The sequence below is a fragment of the uncultured Tateyamaria sp. genome (genome assembly GCF_947503415.1).
Lineage (GTDB): Bacteria > Pseudomonadota > Alphaproteobacteria > Rhodobacterales > Rhodobacteraceae > Tateyamaria.
This window is the reverse complement of the sequence record NZ_CANNDS010000003.1, coordinates 418,666-439,988: the sequence shown is the minus strand read 5'-3', so window position 1 is coordinate 439,988 and position 21,323 is coordinate 418,666. Positions and strand designations below refer to the sequence as shown.

Here is a 21,323-nt window from a genome sequence, read left to right as displayed (position 1 = left end):
CGCGTAACCCGCGAGAGATCCATGAAAATCGGCATTCTGCAAACCGGCCACGCGCCCACCGAAGTGTTGGGATCGCTTGGCGACTATGACGCCATGTTCGCGCGGTTGCTGGACGGTCATGGACTGACCTTCGAGACCTTTGGCGTCGTCGACATGGAATTCCCCGACGGTCCCGACGCATGCGAAGGCTGGCTGGTCACTGGCTCCAAACATGGTGCCTACGAGGATCACGCCTTCATTCCGCCGCTTGAAGAGTTGATCCGCGATATCCACTCCAGCGGGCGGCCCATGGTCGGGGTGTGCTTCGGGCATCAGATCATCGCGCAAGCCATGGGCGGCAAGGTTGTGAAATTCGAAGGCGGTTGGTCCGTGGGACGGCGGCAATACACGTACAAAGGCGAAACAATTGCCGTGAACGCGTGGCATCAGGATCAGGTGGTTGAACTGCCGCCGGGTGCCGAAGTCATCGGCTCCAGCGACTTCTGCGAAAACGCGGCGCTGGTCTATGGCGACAGGATCTGGACCATCCAGCCGCATCCGGAATTTGGCGCAGACATGATCGAAGCCCTTGCAGTCCACCGTGCTCCGGGCGTCGTACCCGGCGATTTGGTCGAAGACGCGCGCGCGCAGCTTGATGTTCCGACGCAGCGCCAAAAGGTGGCCGAAGATATGGTGGCATTTTTGAAACAGGGGGCACGTGTCGATGTCTGAAGTCTGGACCGCTTTGTTGCCCGAGGCGGCACAGCTTTACCTCGAAGGCAAACGGCTGGACGAGGTCGAGTGCATCATCTCCGACCTGCCCGGCATCGCGCGCGGCAAGGCCGTGCCTGCGTCCAAGTTCGCGAAACAGGACTATTTCCATCTGCCCGACAGCATCTTCTACCAGACGATCACCGGCGATTGGGGCGAGGCTGCGGACGAGGACGGGTTCATCGAAAAGGACATGATCCTGCGCCCCGATATGTCCACGGCCACAGCGGCCCCCTGGACAGGCGACTGGACCCTGCAAGTGATCCACGACGCTTATGACCGCAAGGGCAACCCGGTGCCCTTCTCGCCCCGCAACGTGCTGAAGCGGGTCGTGCAGCTTTACAAGGACAAGGGTTGGAAGCCGGTTGTGGCACCGGAAATGGAATTCTTTCTGATCGCGCGCAATCTGGATCCCGCGCAGGAAATCAAACCCATGACGGGCCGGTCCGGCCGTCCGGCGGCCGCGCGTCAGGCGTATTCCATGACCGCAGTGGACGAATTCGGGCCCGTGATCGACGACATCTATGATTTCGCCGAAGCCCAAGGCTTCGAGATCGACGGCATCACGCAGGAAGGCGGTGCTGGCCAGCTCGAGATCAACCTGCGCCACGGCGATCCGGTGAAGCTGGCGGACGAAGTGTTCTACTTCAAACGTCTGATCCGCGAGGCGGCCTTGCGTCACGACTGCTTTGCCACCTTCATGGCCAAACCCATCGCGAACGAGCCGGGCAGTGCCATGCACATCCACCACTCGATCATCGACATGGAGACGGGCGACAACATCTTTGTGGGGCCGCAAGGTGGTGACACCGACGCATTCTTTCACTTCATCGCGGGCCTGCAGAACCATATGCCCGCCGCGTTGGCTGTGATGGCCCCTTTCGTGAACAGCTATCGCCGGTACGTGAAGGACCACGCCGCGCCGATCAATCTGGCATGGGGGCGCGACAACCGGACCACGGGCATCCGCATTCCCCTGTCCGACCCTCAGGCCCGCCGCGTCGAAAACCGCATCGCGGGTATGGACTGCAATCCGTATCTCGGCATCGCCGCATCGCTCGCCTGCGGCTACCTTGGGATGATGGAAGAGCAACGCCCTTCCGCCCAGTTCAAGGGCGACGCCTATGAAGGCGACGGTGACATCCCGCGCTATCCCGGCACGGCGCTTGATCTGTTTGACGAGGCGACGGCGCTGCACGACGTGTTGGGCCCCGAATTTGCCCGTGTCTATTCCATCGTCAAACGCGCCGAATATGACGAATTTCTTCAGGTGATCTCACCGTGGGAGCGCGAACATTTGCTGCTGAACGTTTAGGTGGCACATCGGCCCTTCTCTTGCCGTTGCACAGCCATCTGACGGGCGAACACTTGGAACAGAATAGATGAACCTTCTGTACACCAATGACCGCGCCGGATCGTATCCCGACAGCTGGTATGCCGCCAGCGCGGACATCCCGCCCCCCCGCGCGAAACTGAACGGGGACGTGCAAGCTGATGTCTGCGTCGTCGGCGCGGGCTATACTGGTTTGTCCGCAGCACTGCATCTTGCGCAGGCCGGGCGACGTGTTGTCGTGCTCGAGGCGCATCGCGCTGGGTTTGGCGCGTCGGGACGCAATGGCGGGCAACTGGGCACAGGCCAACGGGTTGAGCAGCCTTATCTGGAAGAGATGCTGGGCCACGACGATGCACGCCGTCTTTGGGATCTGGGGCTCGAGGCGACGGATCTGGTGCGTGATCTGATCAACACGCACAAGATCGACTGCATGTATCGCCCCGGCGTGGCCTGGACCGCCGAGAGTGACAAGGACGTCGCAGACCTGCACACATACGCAGAGCATATGGCGCAGCACTATGATCATAGGGTCGATGTGTTCAACCGCGATGCCTTCCACGCCATCTGCCCCTCGCCCGCGTACAGAGGCGGCGTGATCGACCACTTGTCAGGGCACCTGCACCCTTTGCGCTTTGCGCTTGGGTTGGCGACGGCGGCAGAAGCCGCAGGCGTTACATTGCATGAAAACAGTGCCGTCACAGAGGTGACCGAAGGACCGCGGATCAAGGTTCAAACCTCCGAAGGCACAGTAACCGCGCCTCACGTCATCCTTGCCTGCAACGGCTATCTGGGTGATCTGAACACGCCTGTCGCCAAACGCGTCATGCCCATCAACAATTTCATCGCCGCAACAACCCCTCTTGATGATCCGGCCCGCGTTCTCACCCGCGACATCGCCGTGTCCGACAGCCGCTTTGTCGTGAACTACTTCCGCCTCAGCCATGACAACCGGCTGCTGTTCGGCGGTGGCGAAAGCTACGGGTACCGCTTTCCGTCGGACATTGCAGCCAAGGTCCGCACGCCGATGACGCAGATCTTTCCACACTTGCGCGACGTGCCCATCGACTACGCGTGGGGCGGCACACTTGCGATCACAATGAAACGCCTGCCCTATGTCGCGCGCCTTGCGCCAAACATGCTCAGCGCATCGGGCTATTCGGGGCACGGCGTTGGCACGGCCACACATGCGGGCAAGCTGATGGCCGAGGCGGTCATGGGCCAATCGAACGGCTTTGACACCATGGCGGCAATCCCTTCGCATCCCTTCCCGGGCGGCCCGCGCTTGCGCAGCCCGCTGCTGATGCTGGCGATGACCTGGTACGCGTTGCGCGACCGTCTGGGTCTGTAAAACACCGCTCAAACCGGGTCAGTCGTCACAAAACCATTTCCTTTTGCACGCAACGGTTTTAGTAAACCGGAAACCATGCATAAGGATTCTGAAATATGTCCCTGCCCGACATGCACAGCGCCGAACCAATCCCCGCCGCCGCCCGCGAAGACATCGACCGCCTTCTGACCTCAGGCGATCTCTTCCGCTACACGGCTGCCGAAAATGCGCCAGTGTCCCTTCTGGAAGCCGAGTTTGCCGAGATGATGGGTGCCAAGTTCGCGCTTGCAGTCTCTTCGTGCTCTGCCGCTTTGTTCCTGTCGCTCAAGGCGTTGGACCTGCCCCGGGATGCGCGAGTCTTGATACCGGGCTTTACCTTCGCCGCTGTGCCTTCGGCCGTCATGCACGCTGACTGCCTGCCCGTGCTGTGCGAAGTGGACGACAATTACCGCATCAACATCAACGACTTCATTGCCAAACTGCCCGATGTGAGCGCGGTGATCGTCAGTCACATGCGCGGTCACACGTCGGACATGGATGCAATCATGGCGCTGTGCACAGCCGCCAGCATCCCCGTTATCGAAGACGCGGCCCACTCGCTTGGAACCCTGTGGAATGACCGGAAAATCGGAACCATGGGCACAATCGGGTGCTTCTCGTTCCAATCCTACAAGATGATCAACGCGGGCGAAGGCGGGATCATGATCACCGACGATGCCGACCTTGTGGCGCGCGCGATCATCATGTCCGGCGCATATGAGCATAACTGGAAGAAACACCCGGTGCTGCAAAACGCTTTCGCCGCGCACCAGAACAAATGGCCGCTCTACAATCTCCGCATGTCGAACCTGAGTGCAGCAGTCATCCGCCCGCAACTGCCACATCTGGCCAAACGGGTCGAGGACGGGCGACGCAACCACGATCACGTGGCAGCACTGTTGGATCAAAGCCCGCATATCCACGTGCCCGCCCCACTTGCGGGTGAAGTCCGCGCGCCAGATTCCATACAGTTCAACCTCGTCGATCTGACGGACGATCAAGTTGCAGCCTTTGTCGACGCAGCTGGCAGCCAGGGGGTCAAGGTGCAGGTCTTCGGCGCCAGCACAGACAACGCGCGCGCCTTCTGGAACTGGCAGTTCATCCCGGATCTGCCCGAGCTGCCGAAAACCCGCGCCATGCTGATGCGGGCCTGCGACGTGCGCTTGCCCGTACATTTGCCGACGCACACGCTGGACGCCGTCGCTGATGTGTTGTTGTCAGCCGTGGCCACAGCGACCAAGCAGCGCGCGGCCTGACAGCCGCCGACGCTTGCACCCTCGTCGCGACTCAGTAGCGTGGGGATATGACAGACCTGAGCAAAGGTGCCGCATGGATGGGCGGCGCGACCCTTCCGATTTCAGATGCGGCAATCCCGGTCACTGACTGGGGCCTTACCCACTCGGACATTGCCTATGATGTCGTACCGGTCTGGCGCGGCGCATTCTTTCGGCTGGATGATTATGTGGCGCGTTTTATCGCCTCCCTGACGGCGGGACGCTACGACATCGGAATGGACCACGCGGCGATATGCGCGGCCCTCACTGACATGGTGGCGGCAAGTGGGCTGCAGGATGCCTACGTCGCCATGGTCGCGGCGCGTGGGCGCAATCCCGTGGCGGGCCGCCGCGATCCGCGTGACTGCACAAACCACTTCTATGCGTGGTGCGTGCCTTACGTACACATCGTCAAACCCGAGGTTGCGGCGAAAGGCACATCCGTCTGGATCGCCAAGTCCGTCCGTCGCATCCCGGCAGACAGCGTGGACCCAAGGGTCAAGAACTACCACTGGGGCGACTTCACCTCTGGCCTCTTCGAGGCAAAAGACAACGGATATGAAACCACGCTTCTGCTCGACCACGCGGGCAACGTGACCGAAGGACCCGGGTTCAATGTCTTTGCGGTCTTTGGCGACAGGGTCGTCACATCAGATCATGGCGTATTGCACGGGATCACACGGCGCACTGTGCTGGACATGTGCGCAGAGGCTGGACTGAAGACTGAAACGCGGGCGCTGCCGCTTGATGAGTTCTGGATGGCGGACGAAGTGTTCCTGTCGTCATCAGCCGGTGGGGTCATCCCGGTGGCGCGGATCGACGATCGGCACTTTTCAAACGGGACAGCGGGGCCGGTCGCCACGGACCTGCGCGCACGCTATTTTGACTGGATCATGCGCCCTGAATTCCGGACGCCTGTTGCGTAAGGCGCACCTGCTGGTGCGCCCCGCCCGGCCATCAGGACATCTTGGACAGTTTGTCCTGCAATTCGGCCAATTGCTTCTTGATGGCGTCCAGATCTTCGCTCTCTTCCTTCGTCTCGGCATCTGGTGCGGGTCCGGAGGCCCCCCAAGGCGTGGTGAGCCCGCCCGTCATCGCCTTCATGAACGCTTCCTGCTGCGCCTGCATCATTTCGAACCCCGGCATCTTGGCCATCGGATTCATGGCAGACATGTTCTCCACCACTTTGCTTTGACCATCGCGCAGCATCTCGAATGACGCTTGCAGGAATTGCGGCACCACGGACGCACCCCCGCCCATGTAACTGCGGACCAGATCGTTCAGCACATCCACCGGCAAGACACTTTCGCCCCGGCTTTCGTGTTCCGCAATGATCTGCAGCAGGTATTGCCGCGTCAGGTCATCCCCGGTCTTGAGGTCCACGATCTGGACCTCGCGCCCGTCCCGGATAAAGCCCGAGATGTCTTCGAGCGTCACATAGTCACTGGTTTCGGTGTTGTAGAGGCGCCGGCTGGCATACCGCTTGATCAACAAGGGTGCTGGTTTTTCTGTCACGTGCCTGATCTCCCCGATGCCGCGTGCTGCATTGCAGCTTAGGCGCGGCGCGGGGAAAAAGAAAGGGTGTGTGCAGTTGCGGCAAATCAGGCGTTTACGGCACGCGCAACATACGCATCCGTACCTTGCGCAATGGAATTGCCGATGGCTTCTTGAACCGGTGTCGGTCGAAATTCCGGCAGTGCAGCGCGCAGCTTCGTTCCATCTACAGCATGCGGGCGGAACCACAGGTATTTCATCTCCAGCACCTCACGCATCAAAGGCGACCAAAGCGCCATCACGCGCAATGCAAACCACGGGAGCCGAGACACTCGCATAGGCCTGCCCACCGCCTGCTCCACCAATGCAATCATCTCGTTGCCGGTCAGCGCATAGCCTCCAAACCCGAACTCCTCGAACGCCGCGAATTCAGCGCGCCGCTCAGCCAAACCGACCATGGCGCGCGCCATATCCGGCAGGTAGGCCCACGCATGCACTTGGTCACGCGGGCCGGGATAAGTGAGCTTGCCCTGCTGCGCCTTTGGCGCGATGTAGGTGTCGAACCAATTGCCGGTTTTTGCCCCTTCCAGAAAGTCGCCGCCACGCAGCACGATTGTGCGGACACCGGCGTCGCGATACGCACGCTCCATACGAATGCGAATGTTACCCTTGCGGGTGTTCGGCACCCAAGGGGTGTCCTCCGTCAGCAATTCCGGCACCTCTGAACCGTAATTGTAAAGGTTGCCGGGGATCATGACGGTCGCATCGGTTTGCCGCGCGGCTGCAATCAAGGCAGATGTCAAGACGGGGACCTTGGCTGTCCATTCGGGGTAAGGCGGATGCACCGCATTCACGATAACGTCGTGACCCGCGCAGACGCGGGTCAACGCATCCGCGTCCATCGCGTCCACCTCGACGCACCCGGGCCCGGTCAAACCACGGCCCGCGCGGGTCACATCCCATCCGGCGGATGCAAATGCCTGCGCCGCAGCCCGTCCAAACCGGCCCTTTGCGCCCAATACAATTACAGATGCCATCGGTTCTCTCCTGTTCTGATCCATCTGCACCCTAGCTAAACCATCCCTTTTCGGATATAACTCCGCTCAATTCGAAACCCTCAATTCAAAAATGAATAGATGTCCCAACCCGACTGGTCCCAGATCCAATCCTTTGCCGCTGTCGCCGAACACGGGTCTCTTTCCGCCGCCGCCCGTGCGCAAAACAGCAGCCAACCCACGCTCAGCCGGCACATCGCACAGCTGGAGGCCACGTTGGGCACGCGGCTCTTTGAGCGCAAAAGCGGGGGCATGGTGCTGACGGATGAGGGCGCGGACCTGTTGGCGCATGCCACAACCATGGCCGACGCCGCGGCCCGGTTCGGCACCGACCGGGATGGGCACGGGGACAAAATCGCCGGAACGGTGCGACTGACAGCCAGCCATGTCGTGGCCAACTTCATTCTGCCACCGATCCTGACGGATCTTCATGCCGCATATCCAGGGTTGGAGATTGAGGTCATCGCCTCGGATACCACGGAAAACCTGCTGCGGCGCGAGGCGGACATCGCCCTGCGCATGTACCGCCCCACCCAACCGGATGTGATCGCAAAACATGTCACCGACCTGCCGCTCGGCGTTTACGCAGCACCGAGCTATATCGACAGGCACGGCAGGCCGGACACATTGGAGGACCTGCAGACCCACATCGTCATCGGCTACGACCGCAGCCCGCTGATCATCGACGGGTTTGCAGACCGTGGCTTCAAGGTGGGACGGGATTTCTTTGCCTTCCGCAGCGACGATCAGGTGCTCTGCTGGCACATGGTGATCGCGGGCTTTGGCATCGGGTTCGGGCAGCGCCGCGTGGGGGATGCAGACCCTCGGGTTATTCGCGTGTCAGGGGATCAGGATGTTGGGGCGATGCCATTGTGGCTGACAGCGCACCCGGACTTGCGGCGCATCCCACGGGTCCGGCGGGTCTATGACTGGCTGGCCACGCATCTCGGCTGAGGCGCAAAAGAAAAAGGCGGGTCCAATTGTGGACCCGCCGTAGTCACCGCGCCGTTTCAGGGAGGAAAGATGGCGCAGTATTCTGTTGAGTGCGATTACTTCGCAGCAGCAGCTTTCTTGGCAGCGGCGGTCATGTCACCGGTTGCTTTTTTCACCACGGCTTGCGCGTCTTCGCTGATGTCTTTTCCAGCGGCCATCATCAGTTCAACTGTGTCCATCTGAACTTTCTTGGCCACTTCAGCGAAAGCGGCCATGTGCTCGGCTGTCACTTCAGCATAGGACGACGCGAAGTCGGTCATTGCTTTGGCGTAGTCGGCAGGCTCTGCTTTGGCTTTGGACATGTCGCCCAGTTTCGCCAGAGTTTCTTTGGTCCACTTGGAGGAAATCTCGGTCGATTTTTCAGCGGCGTCGATAGCAACGTGGCTCAGTTTTTCGTTCAGCGATGTCGCGGTTTTGAACGCGTCTTCCATCGCTGCTGTGTCCACGGGGAATGCACCCATGATGTCTTTGAACATTGCTGTAACGTCTTGTGCTTGCTTAGCCATTGTCTTCAATCCTTTCGATCGCTGCGGGCCCACCCCGCTTTTCTGCGTCTGCAAAAGAATATACATGCTGCACTGCAGCAAATCAAGTCTTTTGCTGCAGTGCAGCGAAAAAACTTTCCCTAACGGAATGCGTGAATAAAATCAGGGCTTTGCCTTGACCGCCACATAGGTTCCGGGGGCATCGCACAGCACTGGGTGATCAGAATCGCCCGGCTCGCGTGCCGCAACCATGGCCCCGCCCCGCTTTTTCAGCCAAGCACCCCAGCGCGGCCACCACGACCCCTCGTGGAAATCCGCGCCCTTCAGCCACGCCTCGTGATCAAGGCTCAGATCGTCATTGGTATAGTGACCGTACTTGTTCTTGGTGGGCGGGTTTACAATGCCTGCTATGTGCCCCGACTGGGTCATGATGAAGGTCTTGTCCTTCGATCCCATCTGCTGCACGCCGCGATAGCTGTCTTTCCAAGGCGCGATATGGTCCGTCTCACACGCGATGGCGCAAAGCGGGACATCGATATCACCCAGCTCAAGGTGATGCCCCATCAGGTCAAAGCCCCCGTCGGCCAACTCGTTGCGTTGGCACAGGCCGCGCAGATACTGCATCGCCATTTTCGCAGGCAGGTTCGCCCCATCCCCGTTCCAGTAGAGCAAATCAAACGCAGGCGGTGTTTCCCCCAGCATGTAGCTTTTGATGGCGGGGGTGTAGACCAGATCGTTCGAGCGCAGGAACGTGAATGTCCGCGCCATGATGACCGATGGCAGGATGCCCTTGTCCTTTGTCTCCGCCTCGATCCCGTCAATGAAGTCGTCGGTCAGGAACGGAGTGAACTCCCCCTGATCACCGAAATCCGTCAACGCCGTAAAGAACGTGGCCGATTTGATCGACTTGTCCTTGCGCTGTTTCAGCAGGCTCATGGTCAGCGACAGCGTGGTGCCCGCGATGCAGTAGCCAATGGTGTTCACCTGCTTTTCGCCGGTGATCGCCTTGGTCTCGCGGATCGCGGCCAGATACCCGTCTTCGATATAGTCCTCGAGGCCGACACCGGCATAGGCTGCATCGGGGTTCACCCAGGACACGACGAACAAGGTATGCCCCTGCTCGACAATCCACTTCACAAGGCTGTTCTGCTCTTTGAGATCGAGGATGTAGTACTTGTTGATCCACGGCGGGAACAACACGACAGGCGTCTTGTGCACCTTTTCGGTGGTGGGCGTGTACTGGATCAGCTCCATCATCCGGTTGCGGTAGACGACCTTGCCCGGCGTGGTGGCGATGTTTCCGCCCAACTCGAACGCCTTGTCGTCGGCCAGCTTCACGATCAGCTCGCCGTTGTTGGCTTCCAGATCGGAAATCAGGTTTTCCAACCCGTCGATCAGGCTTTGCCCTTCGGTGGCAACGGCCTTTTCCAGCGCATCCGGGTTGGTGGCCAGAAAGTTTGTGGGCGCCATCAGGTCCACGATCTGACGCGAGAAGTAGGCAAGGCGCTGCTTCTCCTTGGGATCAAGGTCCGATACGGCCTCGACCGCGCTCAGCACCGTATTGGCGTTGGTCAGGTACTGCTGCTTGACGTAGTTGAAATAAGGGTGTGTGTCCCACAGCGGATTGGCAAAGCGGCGGTCCTTCGGGCCGGGATCGGCGGGGGCCTGCAACTTGCCAGATGCCAGCGCTCGCTGGGCTTCCACAAAATGGGTCACCGACTTTGACCAGAACTGCAACTGGTGCTCCAGCACCTTGGCGGGTTCACGAAATGCTTCGTGCCAATACGCGGTCGCGGCTTTTTGGAACAACTCCTGATTCGGACCATCAAGGGCGGCGTTGTGCGTGCTGCGGTGCGTCAAAACCTGGGTGAGACGTTGGGTCAACTCCTCAACTTTACGGAGATTACTATTCAATTTGTCGAGGTTTTCGCCAGAGACTGCACCATTGGTTGTGTCCTTGGTTGTCATATTAAGGTCTTCCTCGTAGTGTTCGCATGTGCAGCATTGACGCCGACGTGTCAGCGCCGCCTATGTATGGTCGCATGTTTCAGGGGGCAAAGCGACAAACCGTCCGACGCGGGCCAAATGCGGGATCGTGCGTACCCGCCCCAAAATGAAGGAAAGCGCGATGCGCTACATGTTAAGCTACGACTTCATGGAAACCATGCGAAACACCAACCAATGGCTTGGGGCCACAGCCCAGGCTATCGGTGCCTACCCTGCCTTTTCGATGATGCCCAACCCGGCCATGGAATGGATGCGCGCCTGGGGCGAAGTAACCGAACGCACCTTCCAGCGCATGGTTGTCAAACCCGACTGGGGCATCCCGTCCTTCACGGCAGAAGACGGCAAGGATCACCTTGTCAGCATCGACACCGTTGTGCCCGGTGACTTCGGCGACCTTATCCATATCAACGTCACGGGCCGCAAACCGCGCAGCCGCAAGGTCCTGCTGGTGGCGCCGATGTCCGGTCACTACGCAACGCTCCTGCGCTCGACCGTGATCTCCCTCCTGCCCGATTGCGAAGTCTACATTACCGACTGGCACAACGCCCGCGACATCCCCGTCAGCGCCGGCAAGTTCGATGTTGAGGATTACACCCTCTACCTCGTTGATTACATGCGCCACCTCGGCCCGGACAGCCACGTGATCGCCGTGTGCCAACCGGCCCCGCTGACACTGGCCGCCACCGCCTACCTGGCCGAAGAAGACCCAAAAGCGCAGCCGCGCTCGCTTACCCTGATCGGCGGCCCCATCGACCCCGACGCGACACCCACGGAAGTGACCGACTTTGGCCGCCGCGTCACCATGGGCCAGCTGGAAGAAACCATGATCCAGCGCGTTGGCTTCAAATACCCGGGCGTGGGCCGCATGGTCTATCCGGGCCTCCTGCAACTCGCCTCCTTCATGTCGATGAACGCGGAAAAGCACTCCAAGGCGTTCCAGGACCAGATCAGCAACGCTGCACGCGGCGAGGCAGGCGACCACGACAAGCACAACAAGTTCTACGACGAATATCTGGCGGTTATGGACATGACGGCCGAGTTTTACCTGTCGACGGTCGACCGCATCTTCAAACGCTGCGAGATCGCCAAGAACATCTTCACCGTGAACGGCAAACAGGTCGATATCGGCAAGATCACCACCGTGGCGGTCAAAACGGTCGAAGGGGCGAATGACGACATTTCAGCCCCCGGTCAATGTGTGGCAGCGCTCGACCTGTGTACCGGCCTGCCGGACGACAAGAAGGCCAGCCACGTCGAACCCGGCGCCGGTCACTACGGCATCTTCGCGGGCAAAAGCTGGCGCAACAACATCCGGCCCCTGGTGCTGGAATTCATCGATGCCAACTCGCCCCCTACGCCCACCAAAAAGGCGGCGAACAAGAACAAGGCAGCGTAACGCATGGCAGGCGTCGATCTTCCCTTCGCCTGCGATTGCGGAAAACTGCGCGGCACGCTTCTGGGCGTGTCGCCATCCAACGGCACCCGCGCCGAATGCTTCTGTCACGACTGCCGCGCGACCGAACTCTACGCGGGGCAACCCGACCCGGCACCAGGTGGCGTGCAGCTTTACCAAACCGTTCCAGACCGCGTGCGATTTGACGATGGGCTCGATCAACTCGCGGTCTTTTCATTGTCTGACAAGGGGCTTTTGCGCTGGCAGGCACGGTGCTGCGGCGCGGTCCTGTTCAATACTGTGCGTACACCCAAGATCGCCTTTGCATCCTTTCGCACCGACCGGCTGGACGATGACAGCCCGCTCGGACCGATCAAGGCGCGCGCCTTTGTGCGCAAACCAAACGGCAAACGCGGGCATGAAGGCGGGCTGACTTTCATGCTTGGCTTTGCATCCCGCGCCCTGTCTCGACGCGTCACGGGCCGTTGGAGAAACACGCCCTTCTTTGATGACGCAGGCAAAGCCGTGCGTGACATACACGTCGTCTCGGACGCGGACCGCGCAGCGATTTACCCCGAATAGTCCTGATCACAGGCAACCCAGCCGAATTTCGCACACCCTTGACCGATCACGCTGTCCTGCGGCTTACTTCCCGTTATTGGTTAATTTGATCGAGGCGCGTCATGGGGCGGCATCTGATCCTCGCCGTACACGGCATCGGAGAACAGAAACCCGGCGACACGGTGGATGCCATTGTCGGCGCCGCCACAACCGATCTTGTGGACCCTGAGGCTCCGAACCCGGACAAGGAACGTCAAAGCAACGGGCCGGTGGATGTCTATCGCGACCTGATCGAATTGCCGGAACAGGAATTTGACGGCACCCCCAGAAAGGCCAGGCTTTTTCCAGTGCACTTGCGCCGTGTCCGACGTGCGCAAAGCCAGGATGGCGACAACGAAGCGGTGTTTGCCGAAGTGTTCTGGGCCGACAAATCCCCCGCGCCGAACGGGTTTTTCTGGACCGCTTTTGACCTGCTCAAAGTGATCCTCGGCCTCGGCTATATCGGCATGGACAATGTCGAAAACACACGCGGCCGCGCATCCATCATGCTGTTCCACGCCTTTACGTGGGCCTTTTACGGATTGGTCGCCCCGCTGAATGCGATCCTCTTGATTGGCGCGGTTCTGCTGTTGATCGACATGACACCGCTGAACATCGGCACCCATATTCCAACAGCGGCAATCCTGCTGGTTCAGGGCCTCGTTGCACTGGCGATTGCCGGCCTGATCTGGGTGGCGGCGCGATTGACGTATCTGATCAGTATCTTCGCCCGAGGACTGGCTTTGTTTGGGGCTTTGATCGTGTTGATCTGGGCTGGATACCAGTTGCCAGCGATGGGTTGGCTGTCCAATGGCATTGAAACGGCACACGGCTCGCTCTTGCTCCTTGGGGGCTTTGACCCGGCGCCACTGTGCCCACCCCCGACCGAGCCGCTGGATGCCTTTCAATTGCGTGCAGACCCGCAAGGGTCGCTCGAATGCTTTGTCTCTTACACCGTCGCCGCGCTTGAGGCGTCCTGGTTTGCGACGATCATCCTCGGGTTCATTGTTCTGGTCTCCAGCTGGTTCTTGCCGCGCTCAGTTACCGCTCCCGCAAATGGTCAATCCGACACCCTGTACCCCAGCATTGTCGGCGCAATGATCATGTTCTGGATGACGTTCTCTTCGTCGTTCTGGCTTTTGTTCAAAAGCGTGGTCTCGCGGCTGAGCACTGCGCGTGGCCATCCGTCAGGCACATCGATTGAGATGGCGCACCAACCCGATGGCTTTCTGCATGGCATATTCGGTCGGCAATTCGGCAATGCACAGGATACGTTGGGCCTGTCGATTTATGCCATGGGCCTGTTTCTGGCAGCGGCAATGCTGCTTGTTCTGATCCGACGGCTCAGCCGTGGCGCATTGAAAAAGGATGCCCCCCCGGCATCGCTCAGCCGCGTGATCCTGAACCCGGTGCTGTCGCTGATCCTGAAGGGATTTGTGATTGTGATGTTCGCTTTGGTCGTGGCCCTCTTTCTCGCCCGCTTTGACTTCGCCTTCATGGCCGAGGGCACTGTCGTCGATTGGATGATGGATGTTGTTGCGTTCGACGAAGCACGCAATGGCATCATCGGCGCGATTGCCCTTGGGCTGGGCGTGTTGATCTACAACTTTCCGCAAGTTGTTGCGGGCGCGCTCGGGGTCGTCCGCGATATTGTGACCTATGCTGTTCAGGAAAGCTGCATCTGCCTTGTGAAACGGGGCCGTTATCGCAGGAACTTCATATTGCGCGAGGATATCAACAGCCGGTTCAAGCGCGTGTTGCACTACAGTCTGGACGCAACGACGCCGTCCCGCATAACGATCATCTCACATTCCCAAGGCACCGTCATCGCAACCCAGATGTTGCAAAACGGGTGGGTCAAGGATCTGCTTCGCACAGCCGGTAACCCGCCGGTCACGTTGATCACAATGGGGTCTCCGGTGACACAGGTGTACCGCCACTACTTTCCGTTGGCGTTTAAGGTATCGACGGCAAAAATGCCGGACGGGCTGAAATGGTTCAATATCTTTCGCATCGACGACTACGTCGGCACGCGCATCGCCCCCAATACGGGCGTGCACGAGAACCTGGATGTCGATGCTCACGGGCATCTGGGCTACTTCGTCGATCACCAAGTGTGGAAGCATATGTGGAACGCCGTGCAATTCAAGCTCTTCGATGGACCCACCGACACCGATCAACAGGTCGCCGAAAACCAAGTCTGAAACCCGTCGCGCCCCTTCGCGCACCAGTGTGCGGTTTGGCTGGTTAATTTCGCTGAAACGCGGCGTGCGGTCGCCAAGCCTTTGACCGTGCGGGTGTTTCACAGATCGGTTGATTTTGGGTGACGCCCCCGAACACCGTGTCCCCGCGGGGACACATTCGACCTAGCGCAGGATAAGCGGCTGTTTCAGCCAGTCTCGCAACGCCTGCGTCGTCTCTGCGGGGGCTTCCAGTGTAGGCAGATGCCCGGCATCCTCCAGCACCTTCAGTTCGGCACCCGGTATCAGCTCGGCCATGAACGTGTGCCGTTTGACGGGGCACAACTCATCATGGGCGCCGCACAAGACCAGCGTCGGCACCTTGCATTTTCTGAGCGTCCCCTGCTGGTCGCGACGGCGTTGCAGCGCGCGCGACTGGCGCACGAACACATCCGGTCCCAGCGCCTCGGCCATATCCATAACCAGCGCCAGGATCTCGTCCACGTAAGGACCCGGTGCCAAATAGTTCGGCTTCATCTCATCCCGCATCACCTCGTGCATACGCCCCGTCCGCACCTTCACGATCTGCGGCTCGCGGGCGGCGGCCACTGCGGGCGTTTCGGCCAGCGGGTTGGTGTCCATCAGCGCAAGTCGCGTCACCCGGTCGGGCGCACGGCGCAATACCTCCATCGCGACGATCCCGCCCATCGACAAGCCCGCCAACGCAAAGCGTTGAGGCAATTCATCAAGCAAGCCGCTCGCAATCTCCTCGACCCGTTCCCCGCGGGTAACAGGTGACACCATGACCGAAAACTCGGAGGACAACTCGGCAATCTGCGGCCCAAAGAGCCGCGCGTCACACATCATACCGGGAAGAAAAACAAGGGGCTCAGCCATGCCCCGACCCTGCCATTCGCGTCATTTACTGCCTGCCGATTTACTTTTTGTTAACCATGACCCGGCTCTGTCCACGCCGCAAGCCCTTGCGAGACGTCAGCTTTTGATCTGATCTGTAAACAGCAACAAATGACGGCTCGCACCCTTGTTGCAATGGTCATTTTGCTTGAGTTTCGCAATGCTTCCATCGCCACGGCAAAGATGCGCGGTTCCTCGCCAATGCGCCTTCGAAATCAGCACGTGCACTCTTGCTATGAATGGGGTCGTTGTCTGTATCTACCGCTGCGTGTCATTCGCTTTTGGGCACGTCTCGCCTCACAAACCACAATATCGAGGTTCAACATCGCGGTTCACAGATGCCGAACGACCGCCACAGCGTCACGGGTATGCAATTCCACGGAATGGCGGGAAATCGGTATAGCGGGCTTGCCTTTGTGCCAGCGGTTCTGATGGGTCGTCACCACGGCGCAAGAGCAGCCCTTTGGGCGCGATGTAACTGCCGATCATGCGCTGCGGTATGGGTCGCCAATCAAGGTTGAATGCGCAAAGCTTGGGAAAGAACCACATCCCCGAGTATGGCAGATGGTCGTGTATCCACCACGCGAGGTCGCGCCAATCGCGCCCCCGCTCGTATTGATCCGTGAACCACTGGATCGCGAGTGACGTGCCCGCAATGGCCGCCTCCCCCTGCCCCCAATCCCAGATGTGGCACTCGATGGGATTGTCATTGCGGGCGCAATTCAACTTGTTTTCATTGCCATATTGGTTGAGCTCTGGCGAGCGGTAGCCCGAACGGATGGCCAGCCTGCCAAAGGTTTCTTCGAGCGGGTCGAGGAGTTGGGCGCAGAGTTCACGGCCATTCCTGATCGCAAGGTCCGGGTCGCGTGGCAGGTTCTGGATCTGATGATAATTGCCAATTTCAGAGTACAGGAAATCCCGCATGTAGAAGTGTTTCGACAGCCGCACGCGGCCGAGGTTTTCGAGGCTCCACATGCTGGCGGGGCGACGCATTCAGGCGGCCCCGTTCCATTGAAATTCACCCTTTGGTCCAAGCGGGGAAAACGGATTGTGAGCGACTTCCCAAATGTGACCTTCAGGGTCCGAGAAATAGCCGTGATGGCCGCCCCAGAACACATCCTGTGCGGGCTTGAGGATTTTGGCGCCTGCCGCTTCGGCGCGGGCCAGGAGGGGCGCGACGTCTTCCCTGTTGGGAACGTTGTGGCCAAGTGTCGTGGCCCCGTGACCAAGTTCACTAACCGGCAATCCAATCTCGTCTGCCAGCGCTTGCAGCGGATAGAGGCCAAGGGTCTGTCCGATCAAATCGAAGGCGATGACCCCGTCGGGGCTGTCGACCCGAACCCATCCAAGCGCTTCGTAGAAGGCCGCAAGGCGGTCCATATTGCGCGTGCCGAGCGTGATGAGTGAGACGCGCTGGTCCATGTTACGGCTCCAATGTTGCGATCCAGTCGAGCATACCTGCAACCGTGGCATTTGTCTGGCCCGGAGACATGATGTCGCCTGATATGACATGGCTTTGCGGATCGTCCTGCGGCCCCATGGTTGGGTTCACTGTTTGGGACGCCGCACCCCATACGCTTGCGACTTGTGCGGTGATGTCGGGACGCACGACTTCATCCTCTTGCGCGTACCAGAAGAGTGCCGGGATGGTTTGGCTGCTGTGATCCATGTCTGCCACCGCATCGATCAGCGCCACCATGGGCATGACCGCGACGCTTGGGTATTCGGTCGTCCAGTAGGTGCCGTGGGCTTCGTTGTGCGGGGTGAAACTGCGTCGGTCCCCGGCCAGTGTAGGCAGCCAGTACCGTGCGGCGGGCCAGCTGAGCAGCTTGGCCACAGGGGTGTTGAGACCGTAATTGGGTGAGACGAAAATGAGACCCGCAACGTCCTGCATCAGGTCCGGGTCTTGTGCCGTGGCCGTCACGAGCGTGCCGCCCGTAGACGTTGACAGGATCAGCACCTTTTGACCGGCGATACGTGCAGCGTCCAACCCTTCGGCCAGATCGTTGACCCAGCCCTGTACCGTGCCGTCGGCCAGCGCGTCGCCGCTGCGCCCGTGCCCTTGCAGGCGGGTGTAGATCAGGTTTGCGCCAAGGCTTTGCGCAATGCGGTCGGGGACGGGGCGGATTTCTTCCGAGGTGGCGGAAAAGCCGTGGACATAGAGGATCGCCCATTCCGTTTGCGTGCCGGGGTTGTCTGCCCAGATGATCCGCTTTTCGGTGCCGGGGGTGATGTCGTTGTGCGTGGCTTCGACGTCGGCGAAATGCGCGTCGAGGTCGGGGTTGATGCTGGCGATTGTTGGCGTCAATGGTGCCTTTTCGTAGGGACCGAAGAACCAGAGTGCGCCGATCAGGAGGGCTGCGATCAGAAGGGCGCGACCAAGCAGTTTGCCGAAGGTTTTCATTGGGTTGCTTTCAGGATGTCGGTGATGGCGTCCTCGATCAGGCCGAGGCAGGGGCCGTCAGAGAAGCGGTGGTCGGCGTCTTTGACCAGCGTCAATGCCATGTCGGGGCTGTCGGCGTGGTTCAGCAGGCGGGTGGCGGTTTCGGTGCTGACAGCGGTGTCGGCGGTGCCTTGCAGGCAGCGGACCGGAAATGGGAGCGGGAGGGGGCTGCGCAGGACAAGGTTTTGGCGGCCATCTTCAATGAGGCGCTTGGTGATGATGTAGGGTTCCATGTAGTCCGACGGCATGGCGATCTGACCCTTTGCTTCAAGTTCCGCCTTTTGCGCGTCGGTGAAGCTGACCCAGTAGCCGTCTTCGGTGAAGTCCGGCGCGGCGGCGATTGTTACGAGTCCGGCCACGCGGTCGGGATGCGCGCGGGCGAAGAGCAGCGATTGCCAGCCACCCATGGAGCTGCCGACGACGATCAGTTTGCCGCTTGTGAGCGTCTTCAGGGCATGCGCCGTATCCTCGGCCCAGTCACCGATGCACCCCTCTTCGAATGTGCCGGAGCTTTCCCCGTGGCCGGAATAGTCGAAGCGCAGGAAGGCGCGGCCAGCCGCCTTGCACCATGCCTCAAGATGGATGGCTTTGGTGCCTTCCATGTCGGATTTCAGTCCGCCGAGGAACACGACGCAGGGGCCGGTGCCTTCGGTGCGGTGATAGGCCAGCCGCCGACCGTGTGGCGTGTCCAGATAGTCAGGTGCGGTCATGACCCCTCCCCTTCGTTTTGCGGGATCATCTGCAAGGTTACGGGATCTGTCCATCCTGACGCTGGGGGATTTTTATACGTTACCATATTGTCACGTGACTATTTAATCACCTATAAGGCTGACATGGATGATCTGTTCAAAGCCTTGGCTGATCCAGCCCGCCGCACGCTGCTGGACAGCCTGCGCGACCGCGACGGGCAAACATTGCAGGAGTTGCAGGGGCTGCTCGACATGACCCGGTTCGGGGTCATGAAGCATCTGGGCGTGCTGGAAGAGGCAGGACTGATCACCACAAAGAAGGTGGGGCGCTTCAAGCACCACTACCTCAACGCCCTGCCCTTGCAGGAAGCGATTGACCGCTGGATCGACCCCTACCGGGCCAAACCAGTGGCGCGAGCGGTATTGGACCTCAAATCTCAGCTTGAAGACGAAGGAGACCCCGAGATGTCAAAACCAGATTTCGTGATGGAGACATATATCAAGACCACGCAGGACCGGCTGTGGGATGCGCTGCTGGATGAAGACGCGATCCCGCATTACCACTTCATCTGCAGCAAGGCGACGCGGGATGGCGATGCCATCACCATGCACTTTCCCGATGGATCACCGATGCTGATCAACCGGCTGCTGTCATCGGACCCGAAAAGCCGGATGGAATGGACGTTTGAGCCGAAATGGGACCCATCTGCGAACATTCCGGCCAGCCGTGTTCTGTACCTGCTGAAGCCTGAGGGCGATTTCATCCGTCTGACCATCGAGCATTACGACCTTGGGGCCCCCGCCGTGCCCGGAGAGGGTGTGGCCGATGGCTGGGTGCGCTGGGCGTCTGGCCTCAAGACGTGGCTGGAGACGGGCAATGATGCGCATATCGGCCCCATGGACCGGGCGGAGGCGTGAGGCATGGCTGTTGAATTGATCGTTCTGGGCGCTTTGGCCCTGATGGCGGCATCGCTTTGGATCCCTTACATTGTTGGTGTGAACACGGCACCCGAGGGATCGATCCCTGCGGACGCCCCGGATGGGTTTGTCATTCCGCCTGATCCCAGCGTGCACCGCCCTTGGGTGCGCCGAGCGTACCGTGCGCATCTGAACCTGTTGGAGCAATCGGTGCCCTTCGCCATTCTGGTGTTGCTGGTCGACCGGGTGGACGGGTTTTCGGCGCTGACCTTGTGGGCCAGCGTGGCGTTTCTCATGCTGCGCATCGCGCATGCCGTTGGCTATATCACTGGCACCGCCCGCTTTCCGGGGCGCCCGCTGATCTTTACCGGTGGCTGGGTGTGTTGCCTTTTGATGGGTTGGGCGCTTTTTACCGCCTGATTTGATCCCGCGCCCCTTGACGGGCGCGGGTCTGACCGCTTGAGTGCGCATATGAGCACCCGCATGGCACATTGGTATTATTTTGGCGCGCATTCTTTGCGTGCTTTTGGTGTGCCTGCATAACACCAAAGCCGCGTTCGAGCGGCTTTTCCCCTGCCTTCCCGAACGCGGCGCGTTTGAGCGAAGGAGGCAGAGATGCCCATACAAATACGCAAGATGACCGAGGCCGATGTGGATCAGGTTGTGACCATGATCAACGGGCTGGCCGCGTGCCATGATGATGTGCCGGATATTGATGCCGAGCGGTTGGCGCGGGACGCGCTGGGTCCGCATCCATGGGCGACGGTGCTGGTGGCCGATGGTGGATCGCAACTGCTGGGATACGCTGCCCTATTGCCGATGGCGCAGCTGCAGTTCGGCGTGCGCGGGATGGACATGCACCATCTGTTCGTGTGTCGCGATGCGCGTGGCAATGGGGTTGGGGCCGCGCTGGTGCGCGCCTGTCAGGCCGAGGCGCGGGCGCAAGCGTGCAGTTTCATGACCGTGGGCACGCATCCCGACAATCACAAGGCCGGGCGGTTTTACGAGCGTGAGGGGTTCCTGCGCCGAAGCGGCACCGGCCCGCGGTTCAGTCTGCGGCTGGGATGACAATTGCCGCATGTCGAGAAGCTGAAAAGTGCGCACCACTTTTCAGCGACATGATTTTAACCGCCGACATAGGTGCCTTTGGCGGGGCGGTAGAACGTCTTTTGATTGTGCAGCCGTCCCAGCAGTTCGTGGATCTGGCGTACGTTGTCATTCGCGGCTTTCACGGCGAGGTCATCATTGATGGCCGCGTTTTTTGACGCGCGTAGCGCATCTTCGATCAGGTCCAGGTCTTCGACGGACAGCTCAAACGTCTTGTTGTACTTGGGCACTGCGTGTTCCTTTGGCGATCAGAAGTTTCCGATAGTGAACACCCTTGTAATTAGGGATTCGCGCGCCTGCGTCCAGTGCAAAAGGTCGTAA

At 60.1% G+C, this 21,323-nt stretch carries 22 protein-coding genes; 12 read left to right on the top strand and 10 right to left on the bottom strand.

What is annotated here, in order from left to right; translation table 11 throughout:
• Window positions 1-21: 21 nt before the first annotated feature.
• The 5 genes from Q1A32_RS18820 to Q1A32_RS18800 all read left to right on the top strand — a co-directional run bounded on the left by Q1A32_RS18820 (window position 22) and on the right by Q1A32_RS18800 (window position 5,649).
• Window positions 22-711 carry a type 1 glutamine amidotransferase gene (locus Q1A32_RS18820; RefSeq protein WP_299656652.1) on the top strand — a complete coding sequence of 230 codons (690 nt, stop codon included), beginning with the start codon at window positions 22-24 and terminating at the stop codon, window positions 709-711.
• The gene (locus Q1A32_RS18815; protein WP_299656649.1) at window positions 704-2,065 is read left to right on the top strand and encodes a glutamine synthetase family protein; all 1,362 of its coding nucleotides are present in this window, start codon (window positions 704-706) and stop codon (window positions 2,063-2,065) included. The genes Q1A32_RS18820 and Q1A32_RS18815 overlap by 8 nt, the downstream gene beginning before the upstream one ends.
• Before the next feature lie 67 nt (window positions 2,066-2,132).
• Window positions 2,133-3,431: an FAD-binding oxidoreductase gene (locus Q1A32_RS18810; RefSeq protein ID WP_299656646.1), complete on the top strand. Its 1,299-nt coding sequence runs from the start codon at window positions 2,133-2,135 to the stop codon at window positions 3,429-3,431.
• Between the two features lie 95 nt (window positions 3,432-3,526).
• A complete protein-coding gene (locus tag Q1A32_RS18805) occupies window positions 3,527-4,705 on the top strand; it encodes a DegT/DnrJ/EryC1/StrS aminotransferase family protein (RefSeq protein ID WP_299656643.1) in 1,179 nt (392 codons plus the stop codon).
• Window positions 4,706-4,752: 47 nt separating this feature from the next.
• Window positions 4,753-5,649, top strand: a complete 897-nt coding sequence (locus Q1A32_RS18800) for an aminotransferase class IV (protein ID WP_299656640.1) — start codon at window positions 4,753-4,755, stop codon at window positions 5,647-5,649.
• A 31-nt stretch (window positions 5,650-5,680) separates the two neighbouring features.
• On the opposite strand, the gene phaR is transcribed toward Q1A32_RS18800, so the two are convergent.
• Entirely contained in the window at window positions 5,681-6,238 is a 558-nt protein-coding gene (phaR, locus tag Q1A32_RS18795) for a polyhydroxyalkanoate synthesis repressor PhaR (protein WP_299656637.1), read from the bottom strand.
• Between the two features lie 86 nt (window positions 6,239-6,324).
• Window positions 6,325-7,254 carry an NAD-dependent epimerase/dehydratase family protein gene (locus Q1A32_RS18790; protein ID WP_299656634.1) on the bottom strand — a complete coding sequence of 310 codons (930 nt, stop codon included), beginning with the start codon at window positions 7,252-7,254 and terminating at the stop codon, window positions 6,325-6,327.
• 99 nt (window positions 7,255-7,353) lie between these two features.
• Here Q1A32_RS18790 and Q1A32_RS18785 point away from each other — a divergent pair, with 99 nt between their 5' ends.
• The gene (locus tag Q1A32_RS18785) at window positions 7,354-8,226 is read left to right on the top strand and encodes a LysR family transcriptional regulator (protein ID WP_299656631.1); all 873 of its coding nucleotides are present in this window, start codon (window positions 7,354-7,356) and stop codon (window positions 8,224-8,226) included.
• Between the two features lie 95 nt (window positions 8,227-8,321).
• Here Q1A32_RS18785 and Q1A32_RS18780 read toward each other — a convergent pair whose 3' ends face one another.
• Both Q1A32_RS18780 and phaC read right to left on the bottom strand, forming a co-directional pair.
• On the bottom strand, window positions 8,322-8,771 hold the full coding sequence (locus Q1A32_RS18780; RefSeq protein ID WP_299615408.1) for a phasin family protein: 450 nt from the start codon (window positions 8,769-8,771) through the stop codon (window positions 8,322-8,324).
• Window positions 8,772-8,912: 141 nt separating this feature from the next.
• Entirely contained in the window at window positions 8,913-10,718 is a 1,806-nt protein-coding gene (gene phaC, locus Q1A32_RS18775) for a class I poly(R)-hydroxyalkanoic acid synthase (protein ID WP_299656628.1), read from the bottom strand.
• 160 nt (window positions 10,719-10,878) lie between these two features.
• On the opposite strand from phaC, the gene phaZ reads away from it, so the two are divergent.
• From phaZ to Q1A32_RS18760, 3 genes are all read left to right on the top strand, one after another.
• Window positions 10,879-12,153 (top strand): polyhydroxyalkanoate depolymerase, encoded by a 1,275-nt coding sequence (phaZ, locus tag Q1A32_RS18770; protein ID WP_299615402.1) that lies wholly within the window; start codon window positions 10,879-10,881, stop codon window positions 12,151-12,153.
• A gap of 3 nt (window positions 12,154-12,156) precedes the next feature.
• The gene (locus Q1A32_RS18765) at window positions 12,157-12,732 is read left to right on the top strand and encodes a DUF6151 family protein (protein ID WP_299615400.1); all 576 of its coding nucleotides are present in this window, start codon (window positions 12,157-12,159) and stop codon (window positions 12,730-12,732) included.
• Window positions 12,733-12,833: 101 nt separating this feature from the next.
• Window positions 12,834-14,954, top strand: coding sequence for a hypothetical protein (locus tag Q1A32_RS18760; RefSeq protein WP_299656625.1), 2,121 nt, complete (start codon window positions 12,834-12,836; stop codon window positions 14,952-14,954).
• 162 nt (window positions 14,955-15,116) lie between these two features.
• Here Q1A32_RS18760 and Q1A32_RS18755 read toward each other — a convergent pair whose 3' ends face one another.
• From Q1A32_RS18755 to Q1A32_RS18735, 5 genes are all read right to left on the bottom strand, one after another.
• On the bottom strand, window positions 15,117-15,827 hold the full coding sequence (locus Q1A32_RS18755; RefSeq protein ID WP_299615396.1) for an alpha/beta fold hydrolase: 711 nt from the start codon (window positions 15,825-15,827) through the stop codon (window positions 15,117-15,119).
• 378 nt (window positions 15,828-16,205) lie between these two features.
• On the bottom strand, window positions 16,206-16,820 hold the full coding sequence (locus tag Q1A32_RS18750) for a hypothetical protein (protein WP_299656731.1): 615 nt from the start codon (window positions 16,818-16,820) through the stop codon (window positions 16,206-16,208).
• Window positions 16,821-16,838: 18 nt separating this feature from the next.
• On the bottom strand, window positions 16,839-17,267 hold the full coding sequence (locus tag Q1A32_RS18745; protein ID WP_299656622.1) for a VOC family protein: 429 nt from the start codon (window positions 17,265-17,267) through the stop codon (window positions 16,839-16,841).
• Window position 17,268: 1 nt separating this feature from the next.
• A complete protein-coding gene (locus tag Q1A32_RS18740; RefSeq protein WP_299656619.1) occupies window positions 17,269-18,249 on the bottom strand; it encodes a carboxylesterase in 981 nt (326 codons plus the stop codon).
• The gene (locus tag Q1A32_RS18735) at window positions 18,246-18,998 is read right to left on the bottom strand and encodes an alpha/beta fold hydrolase (RefSeq protein WP_299656616.1); all 753 of its coding nucleotides are present in this window, start codon (window positions 18,996-18,998) and stop codon (window positions 18,246-18,248) included. The genes Q1A32_RS18740 and Q1A32_RS18735 overlap by 4 nt, the downstream gene beginning before the upstream one ends.
• Window positions 18,999-19,121: 123 nt before the next feature.
• On the opposite strand from Q1A32_RS18735, the gene Q1A32_RS18730 reads away from it, so the two are divergent.
• From Q1A32_RS18730 to Q1A32_RS18720, 3 genes are all read left to right on the top strand, one after another.
• Window positions 19,122-19,895: a helix-turn-helix domain-containing protein gene (locus Q1A32_RS18730; RefSeq protein WP_299656614.1), complete on the top strand. Its 774-nt coding sequence runs from the start codon at window positions 19,122-19,124 to the stop codon at window positions 19,893-19,895.
• Between the two features lie 3 nt (window positions 19,896-19,898).
• Complete coding sequence (locus Q1A32_RS18725) at window positions 19,899-20,315, top strand: MAPEG family protein (protein ID WP_299656612.1); 417 nt, start codon at window positions 19,899-19,901, stop codon at window positions 20,313-20,315.
• 195 nt (window positions 20,316-20,510) lie between these two features.
• A complete protein-coding gene (locus Q1A32_RS18720) occupies window positions 20,511-20,963 on the top strand; it encodes a GNAT family N-acetyltransferase (RefSeq protein ID WP_299656610.1) in 453 nt (150 codons plus the stop codon).
• 56 nt (window positions 20,964-21,019) lie between these two features.
• Here the strand turns inward: Q1A32_RS18720 and Q1A32_RS18715 are convergent, their stop codons facing one another.
• Window positions 21,020-21,232 carry a hypothetical protein gene (locus Q1A32_RS18715; RefSeq protein ID WP_299615380.1) on the bottom strand — a complete coding sequence of 71 codons (213 nt, stop codon included), beginning with the start codon at window positions 21,230-21,232 and terminating at the stop codon, window positions 21,020-21,022.
• Between the last annotated feature and the right edge of the window lie 91 nt (window positions 21,233-21,323).